19 protein-coding genes are annotated in these 22,365 nt (G+C 59.5%); 6 read left to right on the top strand and 13 right to left on the bottom strand.

What is annotated here, in order from left to right:
- Positions 1-32: 32 nt before the first annotated feature.
- The gene (locus GKO01_RS00275) at positions 33-923 is read left to right on the top strand and encodes a glucosamine inositolphosphorylceramide transferase family protein (protein ID WP_099285059.1); all 891 of its coding nucleotides are present in this window, start codon (positions 33-35) and stop codon (positions 921-923) included.
- A 17-nt stretch (positions 924-940) separates the two neighbouring features.
- Here the strand turns inward: GKO01_RS00275 and GKO01_RS00270 are convergent, their stop codons facing one another.
- Genes GKO01_RS00270 through GKO01_RS00245 form a run of 6 tightly spaced genes read right to left on the bottom strand, consistent with a single transcriptional unit; the run spans position 941 to position 6,767 of the window.
- Entirely contained in the window at positions 941-2,011 is a 1,071-nt protein-coding gene (locus GKO01_RS00270; protein ID WP_099285057.1) for a glycosyltransferase, read from the bottom strand.
- A complete protein-coding gene (locus GKO01_RS00265; RefSeq protein ID WP_099285055.1) occupies positions 2,008-2,763 on the bottom strand; it encodes a nucleotidyltransferase family protein in 756 nt (251 codons plus the stop codon). The genes GKO01_RS00270 and GKO01_RS00265 overlap by 4 nt, the downstream gene beginning before the upstream one ends.
- The gene (locus GKO01_RS00260; RefSeq protein ID WP_099285053.1) at positions 2,760-3,575 is read right to left on the bottom strand and encodes a sterol desaturase family protein; all 816 of its coding nucleotides are present in this window, start codon (positions 3,573-3,575) and stop codon (positions 2,760-2,762) included. The genes GKO01_RS00265 and GKO01_RS00260 overlap by 4 nt, the downstream gene beginning before the upstream one ends.
- Positions 3,572-4,681: an LptF/LptG family permease gene (locus GKO01_RS00255; protein WP_174694192.1), complete on the bottom strand. Its 1,110-nt coding sequence runs from the start codon at positions 4,679-4,681 to the stop codon at positions 3,572-3,574. Before GKO01_RS00255 ends, GKO01_RS00260 begins: the two co-directional genes overlap by 4 nt.
- Complete coding sequence (locus tag GKO01_RS00250; protein ID WP_099285048.1) at positions 4,678-5,832, bottom strand: LptF/LptG family permease; 1,155 nt, start codon at positions 5,830-5,832, stop codon at positions 4,678-4,680. Before GKO01_RS00250 ends, GKO01_RS00255 begins: the two co-directional genes overlap by 4 nt.
- Positions 5,829-6,767, bottom strand: a complete 939-nt coding sequence (locus tag GKO01_RS00245; protein ID WP_099285046.1) for a metallophosphoesterase family protein — start codon at positions 6,765-6,767, stop codon at positions 5,829-5,831. Before GKO01_RS00245 ends, GKO01_RS00250 begins: the two co-directional genes overlap by 4 nt.
- Positions 6,768-6,887: 120 nt before the next feature.
- Between GKO01_RS00245 and GKO01_RS00240 the strand changes: the two genes are divergently transcribed.
- Together GKO01_RS00240 and GKO01_RS00235 are read left to right on the top strand one after the other, a co-directional pair.
- On the top strand, positions 6,888-7,853 hold the full coding sequence (locus GKO01_RS00240; protein ID WP_244901262.1) for a diacylglycerol/lipid kinase family protein: 966 nt from the start codon (positions 6,888-6,890) through the stop codon (positions 7,851-7,853).
- Positions 7,846-8,784: a hypothetical protein gene (locus tag GKO01_RS00235; RefSeq protein ID WP_099285044.1), complete on the top strand. Its 939-nt coding sequence runs from the start codon at positions 7,846-7,848 to the stop codon at positions 8,782-8,784. Before GKO01_RS00240 ends, GKO01_RS00235 begins: the two co-directional genes overlap by 8 nt.
- Before the next feature lie 36 nt (positions 8,785-8,820).
- Here GKO01_RS00235 and spt read toward each other — a convergent pair whose 3' ends face one another.
- From spt to GKO01_RS00210, 5 genes are all read right to left on the bottom strand, one after another.
- Positions 8,821-10,014, bottom strand: a complete 1,194-nt coding sequence (gene spt, locus GKO01_RS00230) for a serine palmitoyltransferase (protein ID WP_099285043.1) — start codon at positions 10,012-10,014, stop codon at positions 8,821-8,823.
- A complete protein-coding gene (locus GKO01_RS00225) occupies positions 10,011-10,265 on the bottom strand; it encodes an acyl carrier protein (protein ID WP_099285040.1) in 255 nt (84 codons plus the stop codon). The genes spt and GKO01_RS00225 overlap by 4 nt, the downstream gene beginning before the upstream one ends.
- Positions 10,266-10,393: 128 nt before the next feature.
- Entirely contained in the window at positions 10,394-12,205 is a 1,812-nt protein-coding gene (locus GKO01_RS00220) for a fatty acyl-AMP ligase (RefSeq protein ID WP_174694191.1), read from the bottom strand.
- Positions 12,205-13,335, bottom strand: a complete 1,131-nt coding sequence (locus GKO01_RS00215) for a hypothetical protein (protein ID WP_099285035.1) — start codon at positions 13,333-13,335, stop codon at positions 12,205-12,207. Before GKO01_RS00215 ends, GKO01_RS00220 begins: the two co-directional genes overlap by 1 nt.
- Positions 13,332-14,699, bottom strand: coding sequence for a lipopolysaccharide biosynthesis protein (locus tag GKO01_RS00210; RefSeq protein ID WP_099285033.1), 1,368 nt, complete (start codon positions 14,697-14,699; stop codon positions 13,332-13,334). The genes GKO01_RS00215 and GKO01_RS00210 overlap by 4 nt, the downstream gene beginning before the upstream one ends.
- A gap of 226 nt (positions 14,700-14,925) precedes the next feature.
- Between GKO01_RS00210 and alr the strand changes: the two genes are divergently transcribed.
- Positions 14,926-16,029, top strand: a complete 1,104-nt coding sequence (gene alr / locus GKO01_RS00205; RefSeq protein ID WP_099285030.1) for an alanine racemase — start codon at positions 14,926-14,928, stop codon at positions 16,027-16,029.
- Between the two features lie 6 nt (positions 16,030-16,035).
- Here alr and GKO01_RS00200 read toward each other — a convergent pair whose 3' ends face one another.
- Positions 16,036-18,690, bottom strand: a complete 2,655-nt coding sequence (locus tag GKO01_RS00200) for a TonB-dependent receptor (protein WP_099285528.1) — start codon at positions 18,688-18,690, stop codon at positions 16,036-16,038.
- A 153-nt stretch (positions 18,691-18,843) separates the two neighbouring features.
- Positions 18,844-19,431, bottom strand: coding sequence for an HD domain-containing protein (locus GKO01_RS00195; RefSeq protein ID WP_099285029.1), 588 nt, complete (start codon positions 19,429-19,431; stop codon positions 18,844-18,846).
- 393 nt (positions 19,432-19,824) lie between these two features.
- Between GKO01_RS00195 and cysG the strand changes: the two genes are divergently transcribed.
- Together cysG and GKO01_RS00185 are read left to right on the top strand one after the other, a co-directional pair.
- A complete protein-coding gene (cysG, locus tag GKO01_RS00190; protein WP_099285026.1) occupies positions 19,825-21,264 on the top strand; it encodes a siroheme synthase CysG in 1,440 nt (479 codons plus the stop codon).
- 142 nt (positions 21,265-21,406) lie between these two features.
- Complete coding sequence (locus GKO01_RS00185) at positions 21,407-22,363, top strand: glutaminase (RefSeq protein WP_099285023.1); 957 nt, start codon at positions 21,407-21,409, stop codon at positions 22,361-22,363.
- Positions 22,364-22,365 lie beyond the last annotated feature (2 nt).

Here is a 22,365-nt window from a genome sequence, read left to right as displayed (position 1 = left end):
TTGAAGCTGTATTTTTGCGGGAGGAGTGCCTCATGCCATTTCTGCGGACAGATCACTGGCGATGCGCCATCGTTCATGCGCCTCTGGCGGAGATCGTCGATGCGGCCAGTCTGAACGGTTTTCCTATCACGACGCTGCCTGACATCGGGGATCATCGTTTTCTAGCGGACCCTTTCGGCCTGTGGCGAGACGGAAAGCTGCATGTCTTTGCCGAAGCGTTCGATTATCGTCATCCGAAAGGCACGATCGAGGTTCTGATCTATGACGGTACGGGGCGTCTGCTGTCTCGCGAGAGCGTTCTGGAAGAGCCCTGGCACCTGTCTTACCCCTTTGTGTTCGAGCATGAGGGAGAGGTTTACTTGTTGCCCGAAGCGAGCGCCTCGGGGCGTCTTTCGCTCTATCGTGCGACATCGTTTCCCCGGGGCTGGGCGCGCGTCGAGGCTTTCGATTTCCCCGAAGCCGCGATCGACGCCACGCCGTTCCAGCATGCCGGTCGCTGGTGGATGTTCTGGACTCCTGCGGGCAGTAAGGTCGAGCGGCAGAGTCTGCTGAATATCTCGGTTGCCGATACGCTGACGGGCTCATGGAAGAATCTTGGGCTTTTCCTGAACGACCGTGCAGGTGCGCGTCCTGCAGGAACGCCGGTTGTTGTGGATGGAAAGATCATTCTGCCGACACAGGACTGTCAGGGCACTTATGGGCGCGGTATTCGGCTGCTGGAAATTGAGGGGCTGGAACGTGGACTGCCGAAAGTCACACCCGGCCTGACGATCTCCATTCCAGCGTCCCTGCGTCGGCGTTTTGGGGACGGAATGCACACGCTCTCCGCAGCCGGGCAGGTGACGCTGATTGACGTCAAGAAAATCGGACTTGGCCCGAAACGGGATCTGCTGAATGTGAAGCGGCGGCTCTTCGGAGCCTGAAGGCGTAATCCGGGCGTTCAGAAGCCCGGAATGCGATCCAGTACGGCGTTACCGTTGCGGGTGAAGGCTTCTGGTCCGAAGCGTTCCAGAACCCGCTTGCGGGAGCGTTCACCCATTGCTGCCAGATCGGCGGGTCTGCCGATCAAGTCCGACAGAGCGGCTGCGAGGGCAGGGGCGTTGTCGAATGGTACGATGCGCCCTGTCTCGCCGTCGAGGATGCTGGACGGCAGTTCTCCGGCAGGAGTTGCGACAACAGGGAGACCGCATGTCATGGCTTCATGTCCTGCGACACACATGCCCTCCCAGTGTGACGACTGGACATAAAGATGCAGGGTTTTCAGGAAGTCCATGGGCTTTGACGTATAGCCCGGAAGGTCGATCGGCAGATTTCCAGTCGTAATGCGTGCCTGAAGCGCGCCATGCAGAGGGCCATCTCCTGCGATCTGAAGACGAAATGGCGGCAGGTCGGGATGGTCTTTCAGGAGGGCCACGGCATCGCAGAGGATGTCATAGGCCTTGACCGGATTGAGGCGTCCCAGAGAGCCGACACGGACGATTTCGCCTTCTTTCCACGGTGTTGCGATGGGCGCATTGGGATCGGCGCGGAAAATGGGCCAGGCCACGAAATTGTCGCTGAGGCCGAGCTCTTTGGCGGCGAAAGTGATGACCGACTGGGAGTCTGCCACCCAGAGCGTGGTGTAGGGACGGCAGAGCCTGAGGAGGAATGCGTTGGCCTTCTTGAGGCGTCCGCAATGCTGCCAGTGGACCGTTGGAGTCTTGCGGTGCAGGGCGACCAGTTGTCCCAGAAGTGTGGCGCGGCTCAGTGACGTCCAGATCAGGTCGGGCTGGAACGCTTCCATCTCGTTGCGCAGCCAGCGATAGGCTGCGATGTGGTCGCGCGTTGTGCCTTCGCGTACGCGCACCGGAATGCCTGCGGCTTCGAGCAACGGAATCGCGAGGCCGTCTTTGCGGGCCAGCGCGAAGACCGTCACATCCCCGCCTCGGGCGCGCATGACGGAAACAATATCCGGAATGGGAAGCTGTGCGCCGCCACATTCGAGCGAATTGATGATGTAGGCGATTTTCATGGGGTCGTCTGCGCCAGAATCTGTTCAGCCAGCGTCAGGTCGGACGGCTTGTCCACATCCACCGCGGCGCGCCCGTCCGACAGCGTCACCAGTCGGACGTTCGCGCCGGTGAGCTTCTGGATACGGCGGTAAAGAGCGCTGGAATCCAGTGTACGCGTCACGGCGCGCAGCAACGTGCCGAGGCCAAGAGTCAGAGCCATTCGAAGCGGCTGTTTGCGGTTCTGCTGAAGGCGCTTCCACAATTCGATGACGTTCCGCCCTTTTGGAGTGCCGATCAGGAACAGGTTACAACCTGAGAAACTCATATCCGAAAGATGGATATAGGTGCGTTTCGTGCCGGGAACATCGCGTTCAACTGTTGCGCGTAACGCCACGCCTGCTGCCAGATCGCAGCCCTGTGCTTTGGCCAGAAATTCTTCAATCCATTCCGGGCGAAGAAGCGCGTGGTCGGCTGTCGTCACCAGACAGGGCGTGCCAATCCGGTCGATCGCTTCGGCAACGCTTTCGCTGGGAGAAGGAGCTGAGCGCAGGATCGTGGCGTCTCCCGTGAGGTGTTGGATGCAATCCGGGTTTTCGATGCTGATCGTGACGGGGCCGAGGCCGGGAGTCTGGGCAATGGTGTCCAGCACGCGGGCCAGCATAGGCTGGCCTGCGACGGGAAGGAGCGCCTTGTGAGAAACCCTCCCGAGTTTTGCGAGAACATCATTCTCGCCGTCACGCGAACCCGCGAGCACCAGAACCGGAAGACTCATGCCGCGTGGTTACGGTCTGACGTTTTGCGCGATGCTGCCGGACGGGCCCCGTCCGGGCGATCTTTCGGGGGTGAACCGGTCAGGTCCATGACCCACGGATAGCGGTGTGCTTCTTCAAGATCGTAACCGAGATTAAACACATGCTTGCTGCGGGGCCGGTCACGCGCTTCACGGTAGAAGCTGCTGAACAGACGGTCCGGCACGTAGTTCGTGATGCCGTAATTGCCGTCTTCGTCATGGAAGTGATGCAGGACATGCAGCTGCTTGATGTTCGCCACCCATTTCCAGCGCGGCTTGTAGGCCAGATGCTGAATGCAGTGGAAGAATTCATAGATGCAGGTCATGACCAGCGCGGTCGAAAGCGCGCAGAACGCCCCACTCCAGCCCGCGATCAGACCGCCGATCGGCATCGTGATGATAGCCATCGTCGGCACCGTGTTCAGTGGCGAGCCGAACAGAACGTCCAGCAGGTGCGGGTCCTGATGATGGTCGAAATGGATGCGCTTCCATAGCGAAGCTGTCCAGTGGTTGCGGTAGAGCCAGCGCCCGTGAAGGATGAAGCGGTGGATCGCATACCAGGCCAGCGGGTAGACCACGATCACGACGGGAACGGGGATGAGTGTCACCCACAGGGCAGTCGAGAAATGCAGGGCCGCCCAGGCAGCGCCCGCGATCAGGGCGAAATAGAGCAGGATTGTCGGATAGGTCAGATAGGCGAACCAGAGCTGGGAGAGGTTCATCTTCCCCAGATCAAAGCTGCGGCCAGTCCGGATGGCGGACATGTTGCGCCACGGTGCAGTGAAAGTGCTCATCGTTCCTCCATCCGCAGGACCCAGGTTAAACCCAGAAGGGCGCCAAGCAATGGCCCGACGCTGACAGCCAGCGGGGCTGGCAGCGTGCCTGCGTTTCCAAGTGCGGAAATCATTCCCTGCAGGATGACGAAGCCCATTCCGGCGCCAAGAACATACACCGGAAGCGGATTTCGAAGTCCTGCACGGGGAGGGATATAGATCACCGGAAGCGTCAATAGAAGCATTACTGCAATTTCGAACGGTAAAATCATGCCGCCAAAGAGGGCCATGCGGTAGGTGGCTCTGGGCAGACTTGCCGGAGCCCCCTTGTGCAGAATGGCACTGATCTGCCCCGGTGTGACGAAAGCACCGCTCTGGGACAGTGTCATGATGGTGGATGGGGTGGCGGGGATAATGAAGGTGCTATCGCCCGTTGTGACATTTACGAACGATTTGTCTTCGGAAAGGGAAAGATCCTGCGCACCATCAGGATGCCACTGGCCCTGTGTGTAGGTTAGCGTATTTGTGTGTTCGGTTCCGGTGAGCAACCCCGTGGAGTCACGGTGATAGATCGTCACATCCCGCAGGAAATATCCTCCCTGGGCGATCTGCCCGATCCGGACCAGTGTTGGCCCTGCGCGAAACCACAGGATGTTGTCTTCGGGTTGTCCGTCCTGTCCGGCCAGAGGATCTGTTCGGTTCCACCATGTGGTGAGAGCGTTTTCGCAGGGCGGAACAAGCCAGTATTGAGCGCAGGTGCCGCCGATGCCGACAATCAGAACGGCGGGTAGGAGCAGGCGATACAGCGCGGGTGTCGAAAGTCCGGCTGCGCGTAAGGCGGAGATTTCGCTCGACAGCGTCATCTGCGTCAGCAGAAAGAGCGCGCCGACCATGAAGGCCAGCGGCAGGATGTCGATGCTGAGTGCAGGTAGATGCAGGAACGCGAAGGTCAGAATCCCGCGAAGACCGAGATGCCGGTTCAGGATCGGTGTCGTCTTCTCCATCAGGGCCAGAATTTCCAGCAGAGAGACGAGCACGACACCGCACAACATGAACCGGCCCAGCAGGGCCCGGTTGAGCGCCTTGATGAGCACGAAACGCGGCATGGGAGGCGTAGAGGCGGTCATGCTGCGGCCCGTTTCAGCAGGCGACGGCGCCACGAACCGCGGGAACGGCGCAGCAGGGCCGCGAGACAGCCTATGCAGAACAGGGCTTCCGGCACCCAGATCGCCAGCCAGATCGGCAGACGACCCGTGGAGGCGAGGCTGTGGCCGAACATTAAAGTCTGGTCGAAGCCGATCAGAATGACCGCGACGGCAATCAGGCCCCAGACGGATTTGCGTCGTCTCGCGCTGATGGCCAGTGCGACTGCGAGGGGAGGAATGAAGGGAATGGCAATGGCGCGGGCCATGCGGAAGTCCATTTCAGCCCGGAGTGTGCGGTATTCGATGCCCGGCAGGCCGTAGCGCAGGTCGTGTGCCAGTTCGAGCAGGGTCAGTTCACGCTCGTCCGCTCCGCGTGTGCGGAACGCGGTTTCCTTGTCCGGACGGTCGATGACGCGGACGACATGTTCGAAATGCGTCACTGTCGGCTTGTGAGGATGGGTGGCCTGAAACGGATCGTCCACGATTTCTCCGTTCCACAGATCGAGGCGCGTGCTACGCGTTTTTTCCGAAATGGTCAGCGCGCCAGTTTGCGCCGTGATGATGTGGGCGACCCCACTGGGGCTAACTTCGCGGATGAAAACGCGTTTGAGGCGGGTTCCGGCATGGCTGACACTGTCTGCGGTCATGACGGCTTTGCTGGAGGTGGAGGCGAACATCCCGGCCTGAAGATGGGGCGCCCAGCCGGTATGTTCGGCAAAATAGAAGCCTGCGCGATAGTCATACCGGGCCACGGGCTGGATATAGCCGTACAGGAACACGCTCGCCGCACCGAGAAGCAGGCCGACGATCATGAAAGGACGGCTGATCCGCATGAGCGAGACGCGACCTGCCTGAAGAGCGTCGATCTCGTTGTTGTCACTCATGCCGCGGATGGTCAGGAAGACTGCGATGCACAACGCTGCGGGTAGGGCGATGCCGAAATAATGGGGCAGCAGATCCGTCAGGAGCGCGATGCAGGTCGCAAGAGAGCTTCCCGCGGAAGCGAGATAGTCGAAAAGCGACAGCAGGCGTTCGAGCAGCAGGGCGACCAGCATCGCCAGAAGCGCGATTGCAAATGGCGGCGCCATCTGTGTCAGCAGATAGCGGTCCAGAATATTGGCCCGCTGTTTCACGCGCCTGTCCTTCCTGCCTGTTTCCGCCCGGATCTCTTCCATGAGGCCCGCTCGCTGACCGAACCATCCAGCCGGTGACGGGCCAGATCGATTTTCCAGCCTTCTTCATATGGATGGATTGTCAGATGATTCCAGCAGGCCTGGCGGTGAGGGCGGTCATCTGTCAGGGAAGCCGAGGCCACGCCCAGCAACGGAATATCCGTTCCGGCGATATGCGTCAGCGTCGCGTCATGCGAATGACCGTGCAGGACGAGTTCCGCTCCGGCCCGTCGCAGGAGGGCGGCAACCTCGCGGTAATCCAGCAAGGATTTGCGCCAGGGGACGAGGCCGCGCTTTGGGGGATGGTGGATCATCACCACCCGGCACAGTCCTTCTTTTCCAAGCTGCTCCAGCAGAGCTTCAAGCCGTTCCCGCTGCCTGCGTCCAACGCGACCGTAAGCCATGAAAGGGGCTGTAGGGATGCCGGAATTAACGCCAATGATCGCAACCCCGTTCTGCAGACGCACATACGGATATTGTCGCGAGGACCAGCGTTCCCACTGATCCAGTCCGACGGAAGCCGATTGCCGGACCATGCAGTCATGATTGCCGGGAATCACAAGAGCCGGAGCGGGGAGTGCTTCCAGCCAGCGGGCGGCCTCGGCAAATTCGTCCGGCGTTCCGAAATTGGTCAGATCCCCGCTTACCAGGATCGTGTCCACGCCTGTGCGTCCGATATCCTTCACCAGTGCAGCGCAGGTCTGCGCGAGATGGACGTACTGGCGGTGCTTCTTCCAGGACAGAAGGCTCAGGGCGCGCTTGTTGAGCGCCGCACGCCAGTGAACGGGCGGCGGAGGCAGATGCGGGTCTGAAATATGGGCCAATGTGACATGAGGCGTTGTGACAGGGGACGTGTGCCGCGACGCGAGGGGATCTGCGGGCAGGTCAGGGGTCATGATCAAAGAAAGGCCTTGTCAGTATCCACGCCATGAGACGGCGCCCGGGACTGCCGGGATGTGCCGTTCTGGCAGTTCCATCATAGCCGTGCTAGACCCGCCCGCATAGCCGAACGCCATATGAAGATTGCCTCCCTAGTGCGCATAGCCTTGATCCATAATGCCCGTAGCCGGAAAAACCGCCGGAACGGTTCCAGTTTTGCTGTCGAGGCTCAGGCCCTTTTGGGGAAGGATTTCGTTCCCTCCGACAGTCGGGAAGGAACCACCGCTCATGTTCGCCAGCTCTACGAACGGGGTATCGACACCATTATTATTGATGGCGGAGACGGGACGGTCAGTACGGCCCTGACTGCCATTGCACGCGCCTATCCCGCAGACCGCCTACCGGATATCGTGGTTCTGGCCTCGGGCAATACGAACCTGATTGCCAGCGACGTGGGGTTTGGTCTGCGGGGTATGGAAGCCATCCGTCGTCTGAAGGCAGGGGCCCTGCGCTCCAGCATCCGTACGCCGATGCGTCTGTCCTGGCCCGGAACTGACCGGATGCCTGTGCTTGGGCTTTTTGGAGGGTGTGCCGGATTTGCGCGTGCTGTCCGCATCGCGCATTCGCCCACGGTTCTGCGTTTTGCGCCGCATGATCTGGCCGTCGGTATCACGCTTCTTACCACGTTCGTCAGTCTCATGTTCCGCAAAAGCCGTGAAGCATGGCTCCGGGGAGATCCGCTTCGGATCGAGACAGGCGGTCATGTCTATGATGGGCAGAGCTTCATGTTTCTTGTAACGGGGCTCTCGTGCCTGTCACGCGGGATCTGGCCGTTCTGGGATGCTGAACCGAATGTCGAGGGTCTTCGATATCTTGATGTCAGCGCACAGCCCGAAAGTCTTCTGCGAGCGACATGGGCGCTCCTGTGTGGTCGTGCGCCGCGCTGGTTGCGTCGCCATCCCGATTACGTCAGTGGCCGCACGGACGACATGACGCTCGTGACCGACAGCGATTTTGTCCTCGACGGAGAAGTTTTCAGCGCCGCGCCAGATGGTGTGTTGAGGCTGGAACGTGCGCCCGGTTTCCGGTTTCTCCATGCCTGACGCGCTCGAACGGCGGCTGATCGGTGAACTGACCACTCCTGTCGATCCCGGTGTCAGCGCTTTTGCGGATGCTTTGGCCCGTGCTTGTCCTGAGCTGCCACTTGGCGTGCTGTTTTATGGCTCGCTGCTGCGTAAGTCCGATCCGGACGGTATTCTTGATTTCTATATTGTTACCGAAAATGCAGAAGGCTTTTCAGGCGGGTTGATCGCCCGGACCGGAAATCTCGTGCTGCCGCCCAATGTGCGGTATTCGGAATTTCGATATCAGGACCGCGTTCTGCGCGCAAAGATTGCAGTGCTCTCCCGTGAGCAGTTTGCCGCCCGCACCAGCCTTGGCGCTTTGGACACCACGATCTGGGCCCGTTTCTGCCAGCCGGTCCGGCTGGTCTGGGTGCGCGGACCGGAGAGCGCGGACTCTCTTCTCACTCTGATTGTGGGATGTGTGACGACGGCCTCATGCTGGGCTGCTCTGCTGGGTACGCCTTCCATGACGGCGCTGGAGTTCTGGCAAACCCTATTCGCCCATACTTATGCGTCTGAATTGCGGGTTGAGAAAAAGGGACGTGGTAACAGCATTCTGGAAGGACAGGAGGAGCGTTACGCGGCCCTGCTGCCGCTGGGATGGGCAAGGGCAGGACTTCAGTTCTCCGCTCATGGCGATACTCTGGAGCCTGTTTTGAGTACGACTCTGCGTCGAAAAGCCGTCCATCGCTGGGCGCTGGTGCAGACATCCGGCCGTCCAAGGAATGTGGCCCGACTGCTAAAAGCAGCATTCACCTTCGAAAACGGCGCGTCCTATCTGGCGTGGAAAATACAGCGTCATACCGGTTTTGATATGCAGTTGTCGCCCTTTGAGCGTCGGCATCCGCTTGTGATGCTGCCACGACTTCTGTGGCGTGCCCGAAAGCTGTTGGGCCGCCCGAAAGCATAAAAAAGGGGGATCCGTTGGATCCCCCTTTTTTATGGATTATAGCCCGAAATGTCTGGCGACTTCGCCGAAGACTGCGATCGCGCGGTCGATTTCCTCGGGCGAATGGGCCGCCATCACCGAACAACGCAGCAGAGGTCGGTTGTCAGGTGTTGCCGGGGGCAACGAGAGGTTCACGTACACCCCGTTTTCCAGCAGTGCGTTCCAGAAAGCGACGGCCTGATCCACGGTTTCAAGCGTTACGGCCACGACGGGGGAGATATGTTCACCGGTCTTGAGGCCAGCCTTCTGAAGACCTGCATGCAGACGGGCCGCATTGTCCTGAAGCTTCGTCCGCAGTTCCGGGTGTTCCTGCATGTCCTCGAGCGCTGCCATGGTGGCGGCAATGATCTCGGGGGGAAGGGACGCCGTGAACATGTAGGGCCGTGAGCACAGGCGCATCAGGTCAACGCCGTCATGGTCCGTGACGCAATATCCGCCGACGGTACCAAGCGACTTGGAGAAGGTCCCAACCACGAAGTCGATCCCGTCTTCGCAGCCCTGAACTTCTGCAACGCCACGGCCATGCGTACCCATGACGCCGAACGAATGGGCTTCGTCAGCCATCAGATAAGCACCGTGGCGCGTCTTGATGTCCACGAATTTGTCCAGAGGGGCGACATTGCCCGTCATGGAATAGATGCCCTCGGCGACAATCAGCTTCGCGCCGGGATGATCCTTGAGACGCGCAAGGCGCTTTTCCAGATCGACCGGATCATTGTGGCGGAAGCGGATGACCTGCGCACCGGACAGTTTGGCACCGTCATAGATGCTGGCATGGCTGTCCGCATCAAGCAGAAGGACATCGTCTTTGTTTACGAGTGCTGAAATCGTACCCAGGTTAGCCTGATACCCGGTAGAAAACACCATGCAGTGCTTGCGCCGGAAGAATTCAGCCAGACGGGTTTCCAGCTTGCGATGCAAGCCGAAAGTACCATTGGCGATACGCGAACCCGTCGTGCCGACGCCCATCGTTTCTGCTGTTTCCACAGCGGCTTCGATGGCTTTTTTAGACTGACTCAGACCGAGGTAGTTGTTGGTCCCGAACAGGAGCGTTTCACGGCCTTCAATAATGCCGACGCTGGCGGAAACCGGGCGTTCAATCACAACTTCGAACGGATTGCGCGGAGACGTTGCCGTCAGACCGTCATAAGACTCGCGCAGTCCTGCATGTTTGGCAAAAATATCGATCACGCCTGAGCGGCCTTCAGTGTCAGCAGGCAGGCGGCCAGATCGTTGATGGTCCGGATATCAGCCAGCTTGTCGAGGGGTACGGAAACGTCGAGCTCATCTTCGATTTCCATGACGAAATTCATGACGGCCAGACTGTCAAAGGCAAGGTCTTCGACAATCTTGCTGTTGCCATCGATGTCCCGGGGAACTTTCGGGTTGGCAAGCAGTTTTTCAATGATCATCGCGGAAATGTCGGTGATGCTGTCAGTCATGGACTTCAACTCTCAATGTCTGTGCATGCTTGAATATATGCAATCTTGGGCAAGCCTTATGCTCCAAACCCGTCGCGTTCGCCAGCCCTCTGTTTTGATCAAGAAGTTTGGCGAACGGGAGCTGAGGCTCAGGCAGCTGAAGACGTGGCTTCGGGTTGCTGTTCAAATTGCCCGGAGAGCAGCATGGTCTTGGCTCTGGCGCGGGTCAGCTTGCCAGAGGATGTCTGAGGCAGCGTGCGAGGCGGGACGAGGATGACGTCGACATCCACCCCGTGCTGGCGACGGAACAGATTCGTGACCTCATCACGAAGCTGGTTGCGGCTCGCATCCTCGCTCGCACGGCACTGGACGAGGGCCACGATCTTTTCGCCTTCCTCGCCATCCACGGAGAATACTGCGACGTCGCGCGAACGCAGGGCCGGGATCTCGCTTTCGGCGGACCATTCCAGATCCTGCGGCCAGATATTGCGACCGTTGATGATGATTAGGTCCTTGGCGCGTCCTGTGACGACGATCTGACCGTTGAGGTGATAACCAAGATCGCCTGTGTTCAGCCAGCCATCTGCATCGAGAACCTCTTCGGTCTCGTCAGGGCGCCGGAAATAACCGCACATGAGGCTCGGCCCGCGCACATAGACGGTTCCGACCTGCCGGTCTGCCAAGTCACGGCCAGCCGCATCCCGGACTTCGATCTGGTGGTCAGGCAACGCTGCACCGCACAGCACGAAAGTGCGCAGCGGGTGAGACGGGTTGTTGGAAGGCTCCGCGATACCATCTTTTTCAAGGCGGCGCAGATCGATCGTGTCGGTCTGGATGCCTGTGTCGAGCGGAGCAAAGCTGATCGCGAGGGTTGCTTCTGCCATGCCGTAGCTCGCGACAAAAGCGCTGGCGCGGAAACCGTTGGACGCAAACCGTTCAGCAAAGCCTTCGAGGATGTGATGGCGGATCATGTCGCCACCAATCCCTGCAATCCGCCAGCAAGACAGGTCCAGGTCAGCCTGACCGCTACGTCGAGAGCAGAGTTCGTAACCGAAAGACGGGCTGTAAGCGATCGTGCCGCGATTGCGCGAAATCAGGTCCAGCCAGACATGCGGACGGCGCGCAAATTCGCGGGTCGGCAGCAGGTCAACGGAAAGCTGGCAGGTCAGGGGTGTCAGGAAGAAGCCGACGAGGCCCATATCGTGATAGAGCGGCAGCCACGACACGCAGCGGTCATCGCGCGGGTCTTCGGCTGGGTGGACGTGCAGGCCGTCGCGGGCGATTGCACGGGCGTTGGCCATGCCAGCCGCCTGCGTAACCGAAACGCCCATCGGAAAGCGGGTGCTGCCCGAGGAAAACTGGAGATAAGACAGCGCTGTCGGGGCAATTTCCGGCAGCTCGACGCGCGCTTCGGCATGGCGGTTGAGATCGGCAGGAGAACCGCCGAAGACCAAATCCAGACCCTCGACGATATCGCCGGTCCAGCTTCCGATCACGTCGGGCACCACGACGGCACGGGCGGCGGCGCTCTGGATCATGCCACGCAGTGTTGCCACATACCCGTCCTTGCCGCCGAACGCGACGGGGAGGGGAAGCGGCGCGGGAACAAGGCCGGCATACTGGCAGCCGAAGAAAATTCGGGCGAAATCGCCGTCGCTTTCCGCGACGATTGCAACACGGTCGCCGGGTGTGAGGCCAAGACCCAGCAGACGGCAGGCCATGGAGCGGGCCTGTTCACGAAGCAGGCGGTAGGGCAGAGCTTCAAGAAGCTGTCCGCGACCGGAATAGATGTTGAATCCGCTCTCACCCTGCGCCGCGTAGTCGAGTGCGGCTGCAAAGCTGGGGAAATCTCCGTAGCGTCGTTTCAGGCCGGATCGGCTTGGTGTCGGAACGGGATTGGCGGTTGGGTTCTGGTTGGCCTCGGTCAAACCTGGACTAGCTCCGTTTGGGTTGCCTGACATCAGGCTGCCCTTTTCAGAAAATCGACAATTGCGTCCGCCGCAGCGGGAGCAGTGGGTTCATCACCCAGCGTTTCGAATGTCTCTAATACATATTGGCGCTGCGCCTCAAGAAAACGAGGATGCGTTTTGAAGGCATTCTCGATCTTGTCGCCCAGATCCAACACATTTTCCGTTACCGGACCCAGCGTCCAGAACTGATAATCCGGATCTCCACGCCATTTCACATGGTGGGCGTTGAGAAAGAGACAAGGGCGGGGACGGATCATGAATTCCGCCACCTGACTGCTGACATCCCCCAGATAGAGGTCTGCACCCATCGTATAGGTCATATCGATACTTCGGTGGCTTCCGGGGTCGATCAGCATGTGCGGGAGATGCCCATACTGACGTTTCAACGCTTCGCCTTCTTCGCGACGGTTGTCGAAAAGACGGAAATGAGGCGCGAAAACAAGATTATAGCGGTCCTGTCCGGCAAAGAATTTCAGGATCTGATGCCCCATTTCGGGCCAGGAAGACAGGCGGCGGACGAAGTGTGGATTATACAGGATCGTGGGCCGGTTGTTATTAAAAAGCTTCGGCCGCTTCGCATCCATGCGCCGCACGAGATCAAACTTGGCATAGGTGCCGCGATGATAGGCGTCGGGACGAATGATGCCTTTTTCCAGCATGCGCTGTTCCACCTTGCGTCCGGGAATCAGCAGAAAGTCGAATTTTCCGAGGTGGCGGGCAAATCCGATGGCCCGATCTCCGGCGCCATGTCCGGTCCAGATCATTTTCGGACGTCTTACGCCCATGCGGCGAAGCTGTAGAGATGTCGCTTCTGGCACGATGATGGCGTCGAAACCCCGGAAATAATGTCGGGATGCGAAGAGGCCGATCAGCCGGTCTACCACCCGCAGTCCATGTTTTTCGATACGGCGGCGAAGTCTCTGGGAAATGGGAAGAAGGTCGAACTGGACGCGGGCCTCGGGATAGAGGGTTGCGAGGGAACGGGCCAGTTCCAGATGGCTGACGGTCAGGCACGAGACATGCACAGCCACGTCCGGATGGCGGGCGGAAATCTCCAGCGCGACGGGCAGGGCGTGAAGGGTCTGATGACGCTGGCCGATAAGGGGGAAAGCCACCTTCATGCTGCAAGACCATCGGGACTACGGGCCGCGCGGATCACGAGAACAAGCTGGGTCATGATAAGGAGGGTTACGCCGCAGAACGTGGCCGGGCCCACACCGCTCAACCCATACTGCCGGACCATCACCACAAGCGCCGGGAGAAAGAACAGACATTCGAGAATGCGTGCGCCGATTGCAGCACCTGAGCGATTTGTCGTGAACAGCAGCGGCTCCAGCGGCAGACCCCAGACGGTTACGACTTCGGCAGCCAGCAGCCACAGCGTGACGGGCAGCGCTTCCGTAGCGCCTGTGTGTCCGATGTAAAGCTGAAGGAGCGGGCGTCCTGCGAACAGTGTCAGCAGGAGCAGGGCCGTTCCGATCCCTCCGGCCATCAGGGCGATCTGTCCTGTCATGCGATACAGCCGGTTCATGGCCCGATCACGCCATAGCCGGGCCATTTCCGGATAAACGGTCGTCTGGATCAGGGTGGCGGGTTTGGCGATTCCTGCCGCGATCTGGCTGGCAATCCGGTAATAGCCCGCGCTCGTTGGGCCGACGAATGCGCCGACCACGAGCGTGCCGATATGACCGAAAGCGAGGGCCAGCGTGGAGTTGAGATTCGTATTCAGTGCAAAGCGCCAGATCCCTGGATAGGCGCGAAAAAACTGTCCGTTCAGAAGTTCGGGGATAATCCCGCGCATTTCCTGAAACAGTCCGCGGATCAGGTCGCGGCGATACATTTCGCGGGCTGCCATGAAGAAGATCGTGCCCCACGCAGCGGCTTCCGCGGCAATCCAGACGCTGGCAAGGGCTGCCACAGAAGCCCAGCCCAGAGCCATCGAGGCCGTTCCGATGACCCGGACGATGGTGGCAATGGTCCCCTGTACGGCCAGCAGGTCATAGCGGTCGAACACTCGCAGCAGGCCGGTCGCGGTCGCGGACGCCATAAAGAGAATGGAAACGCAGTAGACGACGCCGATGATATGGATCTGAGGTGGCCATCCCAGAAAATTCATGGCCAGAAGACTGATGAGGACGCCGCCACCGAAGCCCAGCAATCCTCCCGAAATGTCCAGCAGAAGGCTGAAAGACACGATTTTCTGGAAACTGCGACGATTTCCCTGCGTTAGGGGTTTAAGGCCGTAGTGTAGAACGGTCTGCCAGGACTGAAAGTCGACGATATCCCCCATCGTTCGGGCGAAGGCATACATCATCGCAACGAGCCCGAAGCCGTAGCTTCCCAGCAGATGGGTCGCGAGCCAGATATGAAGAAGGCTCAGCGGAGCATTCACGGCACGTCCCCCGAGAAGGACACCCAGATTGCTCATGACGCGCTGGATACCGCCGGGCCTCGCTGCCTGAGAAGACGATGAGTCGTCTGACATCAGTTTATGGAAACTTTCGTAACTGTCTTGTCGTTAACGTCAGTGGCGAACAGAAATAGGCGTTTCCCTGAAAATCTGAACTCACTTTTTGTGACGAAAAATTGCGTTCATATACGGATCAGAGCGTCTTGTTGCGCAGAATGTTCGATCTGAAAAGAGGGTTGCGACCGTTGCGTCGTATGGCGGGCGTGCCATAAAGGTGCATTGCATCCTTGCGGACGGTCCCATGCACATATTCTCTCAGGACGACGCATCCGCCAGAGCGGGCGCGTGGCTTACCGTCAATCTGAAGGCCATTGCCGATAATTATGATCTTGCCGCCGGACTAGGCGCGGGGGCAGAGTGCGCGGCGGTGGTCAAGGCGGATGCTTATGGGCTGGGGGCGGTGCAGGTCGCACAGGCTCTGGCCGCGAGAGGTGCTGAGACGTTTTTCGTAGCGCATCTCGATGAAGGCATGACGTTACGGGAGACACTGCCCCACGCACGGATTTTCGTGCTGCATGGCTTCATGCCAGACTGTGAGAGCAGGATGCAGGCTCATGGTCTTATGCCCGTTCTGAACAGCCTCGATCAGGTGCGGAGCTGGAAGCAGTTGTGTGAGCGGGCGGGGCAGGCTTTCCCGGCGGCGCTCCAGTTTGATAGCGGAATGTCGCGTTTTGGTCTGAGCGTTGAGGATCTGGCGGAGCGGAACCTTTTCGAGGGGCTGAACCTGCAACTCGTCATGAGTCATCTGGCCTGTGCGGATATGCCCGACAGCCCTGCCAACGAGATGCAGCGACAGCGTTTCGTGACGATGGCGGCGGCTTTTCCCGGTGTTCCCCGCTCTCTGGCGGCGTCATCCGGGATTTTTCTGGGGCCGGACTATCATTTTGAACTGATCCGACCGGGCGCGGCCCTTTATGGGATTGCGCCTTCCGAAGGGCATCGTGTTCTTGCGCCGGTCGTTTCGCTCGATGCACGCATCGCTCAAATCCGCACGATCCAGCCCGGAGACAGGGTGGGGTATGGCCTGAGTTGGACGGCTTCGAAACCAACGCGCATTGGCACGCTTGGTCTCGGATATGCGGATGGCTTCTTCCGCGCTCAGGCGGGGCAGGCGAGTGTCTGGCATGGTCAGACGCGTCTTCCGGTTATCGGGCGCGTCTCGATGGACAGCATTTCCGTCGATCTGACCGATGCGCCTGCTGACCTGAAAGCAGGGGATGTCCTCTCAGTTCTTGGGCCGCAGCAGGATGTGGACGCGCTGGCACGGTCCGCGGGGACGATCGGATATGAAGTTCTGACCTCACTCGGAAGCCGCTTTCATCGGGTTTATGTGCCGGAGGGCTAACCTGTCTCAGACCGATTTGCGGATCGAGATGGAGACAGTCCGGCCCAGCGGGTCCAGAAAAGCGGGTTCATAGCCTGCCGGTGTCACGCCGAGGCCGTTGCGGGCGCGGATGCGGCTGTTGAACAGGTTGCTGACCGACATCATGACCCGGAAATTCTTGGCCCAGCGGCGCTTCTGCCAGCGCGGAATTTCCCCCAGATCGGCAAAAGCCGTCGTATCCACTGTGGCCAGATCGCTGAAGAACAGGCTGCTGGCATGGGTGCTGGCGAGTGTGGAGGTTGCGGACTGCCATTTGGTTACGAGACGGAAGCCGAACCCGTTTTTGAAAACGCCGCCCTGAAGTTCGACTTCATGCCGTGGCTGGCCGCCTGTTCCGCCGATGGTTCCGCCGTTGAGTAGGTCGATAGGGGGGAGGCCTGAGCGAAGCTGCACGGTATCCTTAAGGCGCCAGACCTGCGTCAGAACAATGTAATACCGTCCTCCCGCAGCATGTTTTTCGCCTTTTCCTTCCGGCTTTTTTCCAAGCGGTCTGGAAAAAGAGAATGTCGCGTTCCACTCGTTGCGCTTTTCCATCAGCGCATTGACTGGACGAATATCGACGACATCGAGAATGCCGTCCGAATTGCGCTGGTAGCGGTCTGGAAATGCGTCTTCGATGGCGGCGGTCGCGGTCGGCAAGCTCATGACTGGGTTGTGGTTGCGGTCCCGGACGTAGTTCACATGCAGACGAGCGCCGTCGAGAAAGCTCGGGGAAATGATCGTTCCGATGCTGATTTCGTGCCGGTCTGCGGCTTGAAGGTTGCGGTTGCCACCCGAAATCGTCGTCACCTGTACTGAACGTCCGGTGACGTAATCATAGGTTGTAACGTTGGGCGTTTCGATCCGGGGAGCAATGAGGTCCGTGGCGCCCGGAGCCTCGGTGCGGTCGGTGACGGAGAACGGGAACTGGACCCAAGGCTCAGGCTCCCACGTCACGCCGCCGCCGATTGTTCCCAGCGTTCCGAAATGGGACACCTGACTGATGGCGCCATTGATGTTCGCATCAAGCTTGCCCAGAAACGACAGGACATGCTTGCGCGCATTGGCGATGGGGATATCACCGTCGATCTGAAGCGTGCCGACGTCGCGGCTGATATGGGTGCGTTGCAGCTTTCCCTGACTGAGCGAGGTGGCGTTTTGCTCCGTTAAGGTGCCGGTCGGCGCGATGCTGGTGGAGACATCACCCGCGGGCAGGGAAAAGAGCGAGCCTGACAGCAGGCCCTTGATTTCGCCGCTCGTGCCGGTGGTGTGGCCGCGATTAATCAGGCGGTTGTTCAGCCAGTTGCGGTCCACTTCGGAGAATGGATCGAAACTGCTGAGGCCGCTGGTCAGGGCTGTCTGGGCGGCACTCAGGTCGAGGCCGGTCTGGCTGTTGGTGGACGAGGTGGAGCGGTCGAAACTTTCTGTGCTGTTCCACTTCCAGTCTCCGACATCGCCGTTGAAATTCAGCCCGGCATGAACGGTGTCCGTATGCGCCGTGTGCTGCAGGGCGGGAACGGCGGTGTAGTTCCGGTAGAGCAGCGTGTCCTGAGAAAACGGCGAGTAAAGGCTGTCAGCCGGAAGGGTGAGGATGCCGCGTGCCGGTCCCTGAAGGCTTTCGGAATTGCTGTGGGTGTAACTGGCATTGAACGACGCCGACACGGTCTTGAAGATCTGATCGGCATAAACGCCGTTCAGCTTCAGTTCATGCGTTCTGGGCTGCAGGCTGTAATCAGAGGCGTTTGAACTGACATGAGGCGCATTGGCATAGGCCGTGAAATCCTGAAGTGTCGGAATCTGTCCTGCTGCCAGTGACGGTACGCCTGCGGATGTGACGCTCTGTCCGACAAGTGCATCCAGAGCCGGATCGAGGCTGCCGCCACTGACGGACGTGACATTGCCCGCGTTGGAATACAGCCCGCTTGCAGAAGGGGGCGTCACACCGCGATCACTGTCGAGCAGACGGGCCTGCGCCTCATAACGCGCGCTCAGATTGATCCGCCGTTCGCGTGAGAGTTTCGTAAAACTCGCGCCCAGAACACCATCGTCTCCGCCACCATCGGTGGAAGTACTGCCATAGGCACGCATCCGGACAGCGCGGAAATTTTTTACCGTAATGATGTTCACCACGCGCTCATCAGCTGGATAGCCGTAGCGCAAGGCTTCTTCTTCAGTGAAGATTTCGACCCGGGCAATGGCTTCGAAGGGCAGGTCGTTCACCTCCTGCATCCCCGAAATGCGCTTACCGTTGAGCAATACAACCGGCGTATTCCCCGTAGCGCCCCGGCCAGAGCGGGTTTCGGGGGCAATGGCCGTCAGGAGATCTGCCGCAGTATCGACGCCATAGGAGCGGATTTCATCAGACTGGATCTGCATGATCGCCTTGGCGTCACCCAGAACGGCTCCGGCGGGTTTGTGTCCCTTGACGACGATTTTTTCGCCACCGTTTACGGATGTGGTGGAGGTCGTAACACTTGTGCCGCTGTTCTGTGCTGCGGGCTGTGTCGTGACAGATGCTGTAGTCGTCTGTGCGGATGCGCTGACCAGCAGGCTGCCGAGGCCACAGACCAGCCCAAGCGCCGGACACAGCAAAGGACGACCTATAGGAGGAAGGATGCCAGTTTTCAGGTCATGATCTGCCATGCGCTTGTCTGCGTCCTTCTGCATTCCATGTGGGCCAGAACGTCCATATCGGATACAGATTGTCACGAATCTGCAAAGATTTCGTAACAGCGGAAGGCCATTTGAAGCCGGTTTTGACGGATTTGCTTTCAGATGTCGAGCAGAAACGGCCGCTCAGCCTACGACCATGTTCCGGCTTCGCATCATATTGCGGCGCGTTTCCTCGTCCAGAATATCGCGGATCCCGCGTGTCAGTTCGGTCGCATCGGTATATTTTCGGCCATAGGTCAGATTGAATGTATGGTCGAAATCGTCCGGGTTAAGGCCTGCATTGTGCTGGCTGATGGTTTCGATCTTATCGAACGCTTTGGCCAGCCGTGCTTCGGGGGACGCTGCGTTTTCATATTCGTCCCACAGCTCCAGAAACTCTGCCTGCAGGTCGGCAGGCAGAGGGGCCATGATCGTCAGCAAGTCTTCGCGCTCCTGCGCTGCCTTGTTGGCGGAGGCATGAGCGGAGATTGCGGGGACGTCGCCATGAATGGCTTCGCCCAGATCATGAAGAATGCAGATTTTGAGGAGCTTCAGAAGGTCGATGCCCTCAAGCTGGTCGGCGAACGTCATGACCAGCAGGCAGAGCGCCCAGGTATGTTCCGCCGTGCTTTCGGTCTGCCCACCGTGGGTATAGGTCCGTCTGAGAATATCCTTCAGCCGGGAGGCTTCCCGGAGAAAATCGAGGCGCTTTTCAAGATCGCCTTTCGTCATGAAGCAAAGTCCAGTCTGTGGTGAACGCCTTACCTGACAAGCGCGTACAGGACTGCATACCCCACAAAGCAGGCAACGGCCAGCAGCACGAGCAGGATGAGAAAGCCGGGACCCTGTTGAAGAGATCTGAAGATTTTGACCATCAATCCAGCCATGAGGCATTCTTCCTTAACAGGGCCTGCAATCTGAGAAGGGCAGCAGAGTGCTCCCTGATCATTCAAAATCATAGCATTTTAATCAGCTGTTCTGTTTGGATTTTTTTATGCGCTGTCAGGGCACAAAATGAGGCGTCACGCTTGCCGGTGCAATTCCTGGTTTGACGTCATAGTCTGCCTGTCGCTCAATACATGACTTTCGCCTGTCACGCTCCCCGATCTGGAAAACCACATTTCGATGAATACGCCATCCACCAGTTCCAGTTCTTATCTAGAGGGCAGCGCCCACTCTGATCCGCAGGCAGGCTGGTTCCCGGTCTCTCTCAGGCTCGCAGGCGCGCGCGTTCTGCTGGTGGGCGGCGGGGAAATCGCGGTGAACAAGGGGCGGCTTTTGCTCGATCATGGTGCGCGGATTGATGTGCTAGCTGAGGCCCTCCATCCGGTTGTGCAGGGCTGGGTTGAGAGCGGCAGGGTGCGCCATGTTGCGGGGCGAGCAGATGAGAGCGCCCTTAAGGAGCATCTTCCGGGGTGCCGCCTGGTCTATGCCGCAACTGATGATCGGGACGTCAACCGTCAGGTGGCGGCTTTGGCAGATGCGCTGAATATACCAGTCTGCGCGGTGGATGATCCGCAGCCGTCGAGCTTCATCACGCCTGCGCAGGTTCGCCGGGGTGCAGTGCGCGTTGCTGTTTCAACAGGAGGTGCGGCTCCTGTTCTGGCGCGTCGTCTGCGAGAGCAGATCGAGGCGCTTCTGCCCGAAGGGACGGGGCGGCTGGCGGCCTATATGCAGTCCCGCAGGTCGCAGGTTTCGGAGCGCTATCCGCAGGTACAGGACCGCAAGCGCATCTGGGAGGATTTTCTCGATGGTCCGGGTGCGGAGGAGGCTCGAAACGGCGACGACGTCCGCGCGGATGTGCGACTGAACGCGCTTCTGGACGCGGATCGTAAACCGGGTGAGGTCTGGCTGGTTGGAGCAGGGCCCGGCGATCCGGATCTGCTGACCCTCAAGGCGCTGCGTCTGATGCAGAATGCGGATTGCGTCCTCTACGACAATCTCCTGTCTCCGGCATTGCTAGACATGGTCCGCCGGGATGCTGAACTCGTATTCGTGGGCAAACAGCGTGACAGACATGCCCTGCCGCAGGACGACATCAACCGTGAAATGATCCGCCGCGCACAGGCGGGAGAGCGCGTTCTGCGTCTCAAGGGCGGCGACCCGTTCATTTTCGGTCGTGGCGGAGAGGAAATCGAAGCGCTGGTCGAGGCCGGGGTCGCTTTTCGGCTGGTTCCGGGCATTTCCGCGGCGAATGGATGCGCTGCTTATTCCGGCATTCCCCTGACGCATCGGGACTGTGCGCAGGCCTGTCTGTTCGTGACAGGCCATGCGAAGGCCGACGGAGTTCTGGATCTGCCTTGGGAGGACATGGCCGATCGCCGCCAGACGGTCGTGATCTATATGGGGATTTCAACCCTGCCGCAGCTTGCCGCCGGACTTCTGGGAAAAGGACTACCGGCTGACTGGCCGGTGGCGATTGTGGAGCGGGGTACGCAGCCGTCCCAGCGCGTGCTGACCGGGACGCTATCGAACATCGCCCTTCAGGCGGCGGAAGCACAGGTGAAATCGCCCGCGCTGGTGATCGTGGGGCAGGTGGTGCGGCATCGGGTGGTTTCTCCCTGATCTGCATGGGAAGAAGACAGGTTCTTTCAGCTATGTTGTAAATGCATATCCCTCTTCACGCCCGTGCGGGTTGCCCGGAAGTCCGGCAGCCTGTGAAACTCATGTTCTTTCAGTTACATCGCGTTCCACCCACCGAGGCCCCATGACCACACTTGCGTCCATTATCGTCTCGATCGCAGAGGAAATGAGGACGGCCTCAGAACGGGGTGCTGTTGCCAATTACATTCCTCCGCTCGCACGGGTGGACCTCAATCGTTTCGGCATGGCCGTCGTGGGGATGGATGGTGAGACACACACTGTTGGAGACGCGGCAGTTCCGTTTTCTGTTCAGAGCGTCTCCAAGGTGTTCAGCCTCAGCATGGCGCTCAATGCGATGGGCGAGGAGCTTTGGGGGCGCGTGCGTCAGGAACCTTCGGGCAGCGCGTTCAACTCCATCATCCAGCTTGAAAACGAGCACGGTATTCCGCGTAATCCGTTCATCAATGCGGGTGCCATCGTCATCGCTGATATTCTGGTGTCCCGCTATGGTCGTGAGAACGCCCGGACGCGCCTGCTGGATTTCCTGCGTCCGCTGGTGGATGATCCGGCCTCGATCGACATCGACACGGATGTCGCGCGGCAGGAACGCGAGACCGGCTTTCGCAACATGGCGCTCGCGAACTACATGCGGACTTTCGGCAATATCCGCAACGTGGTTGAGGACACGCTGGATTTCTATTTCCATCAATGCGCGCTGACCATGAACTGCCAGCAGCTTGCGCAGGTCGGAACCTATCTCATGACGGGCGGCCTGAACCCGCTGACCGGCGAACGCGTCATGTCAGAGCGCAATGCTCAGACGATCCTCGCGTTGATGATGATGTGCGGCCATTATGACGGCTCGGGGGCATTTGCCATCCGCGTGGGTCTTCCGGGTAAATCCGGTGTCGGGGGCGGCATCCTTGCGATTGCGCCGGGCGTGGCATCCATCGCGGTGTGGTCGCCGGGGCTGAACGCACAGGGTAATTCCCTTCTGGGAACCCGCGCGCTGGAGCGGCTTGTGCAGCACACAGGATGGTCGGTGTTTCGCGCCAGCCCGTGGGTTGTCAATCCAACCTGATT

Source organism: Gluconobacter kondonii (genome assembly GCF_002723995.1).
GTDB classification, from domain to species: domain Bacteria; phylum Pseudomonadota; class Alphaproteobacteria; order Acetobacterales; family Acetobacteraceae; genus Gluconobacter; species Gluconobacter kondonii.
The sequence above is the reverse complement of the archived record's forward strand: the minus strand, read 5'-3'. Positions and strand labels throughout refer to the sequence as shown.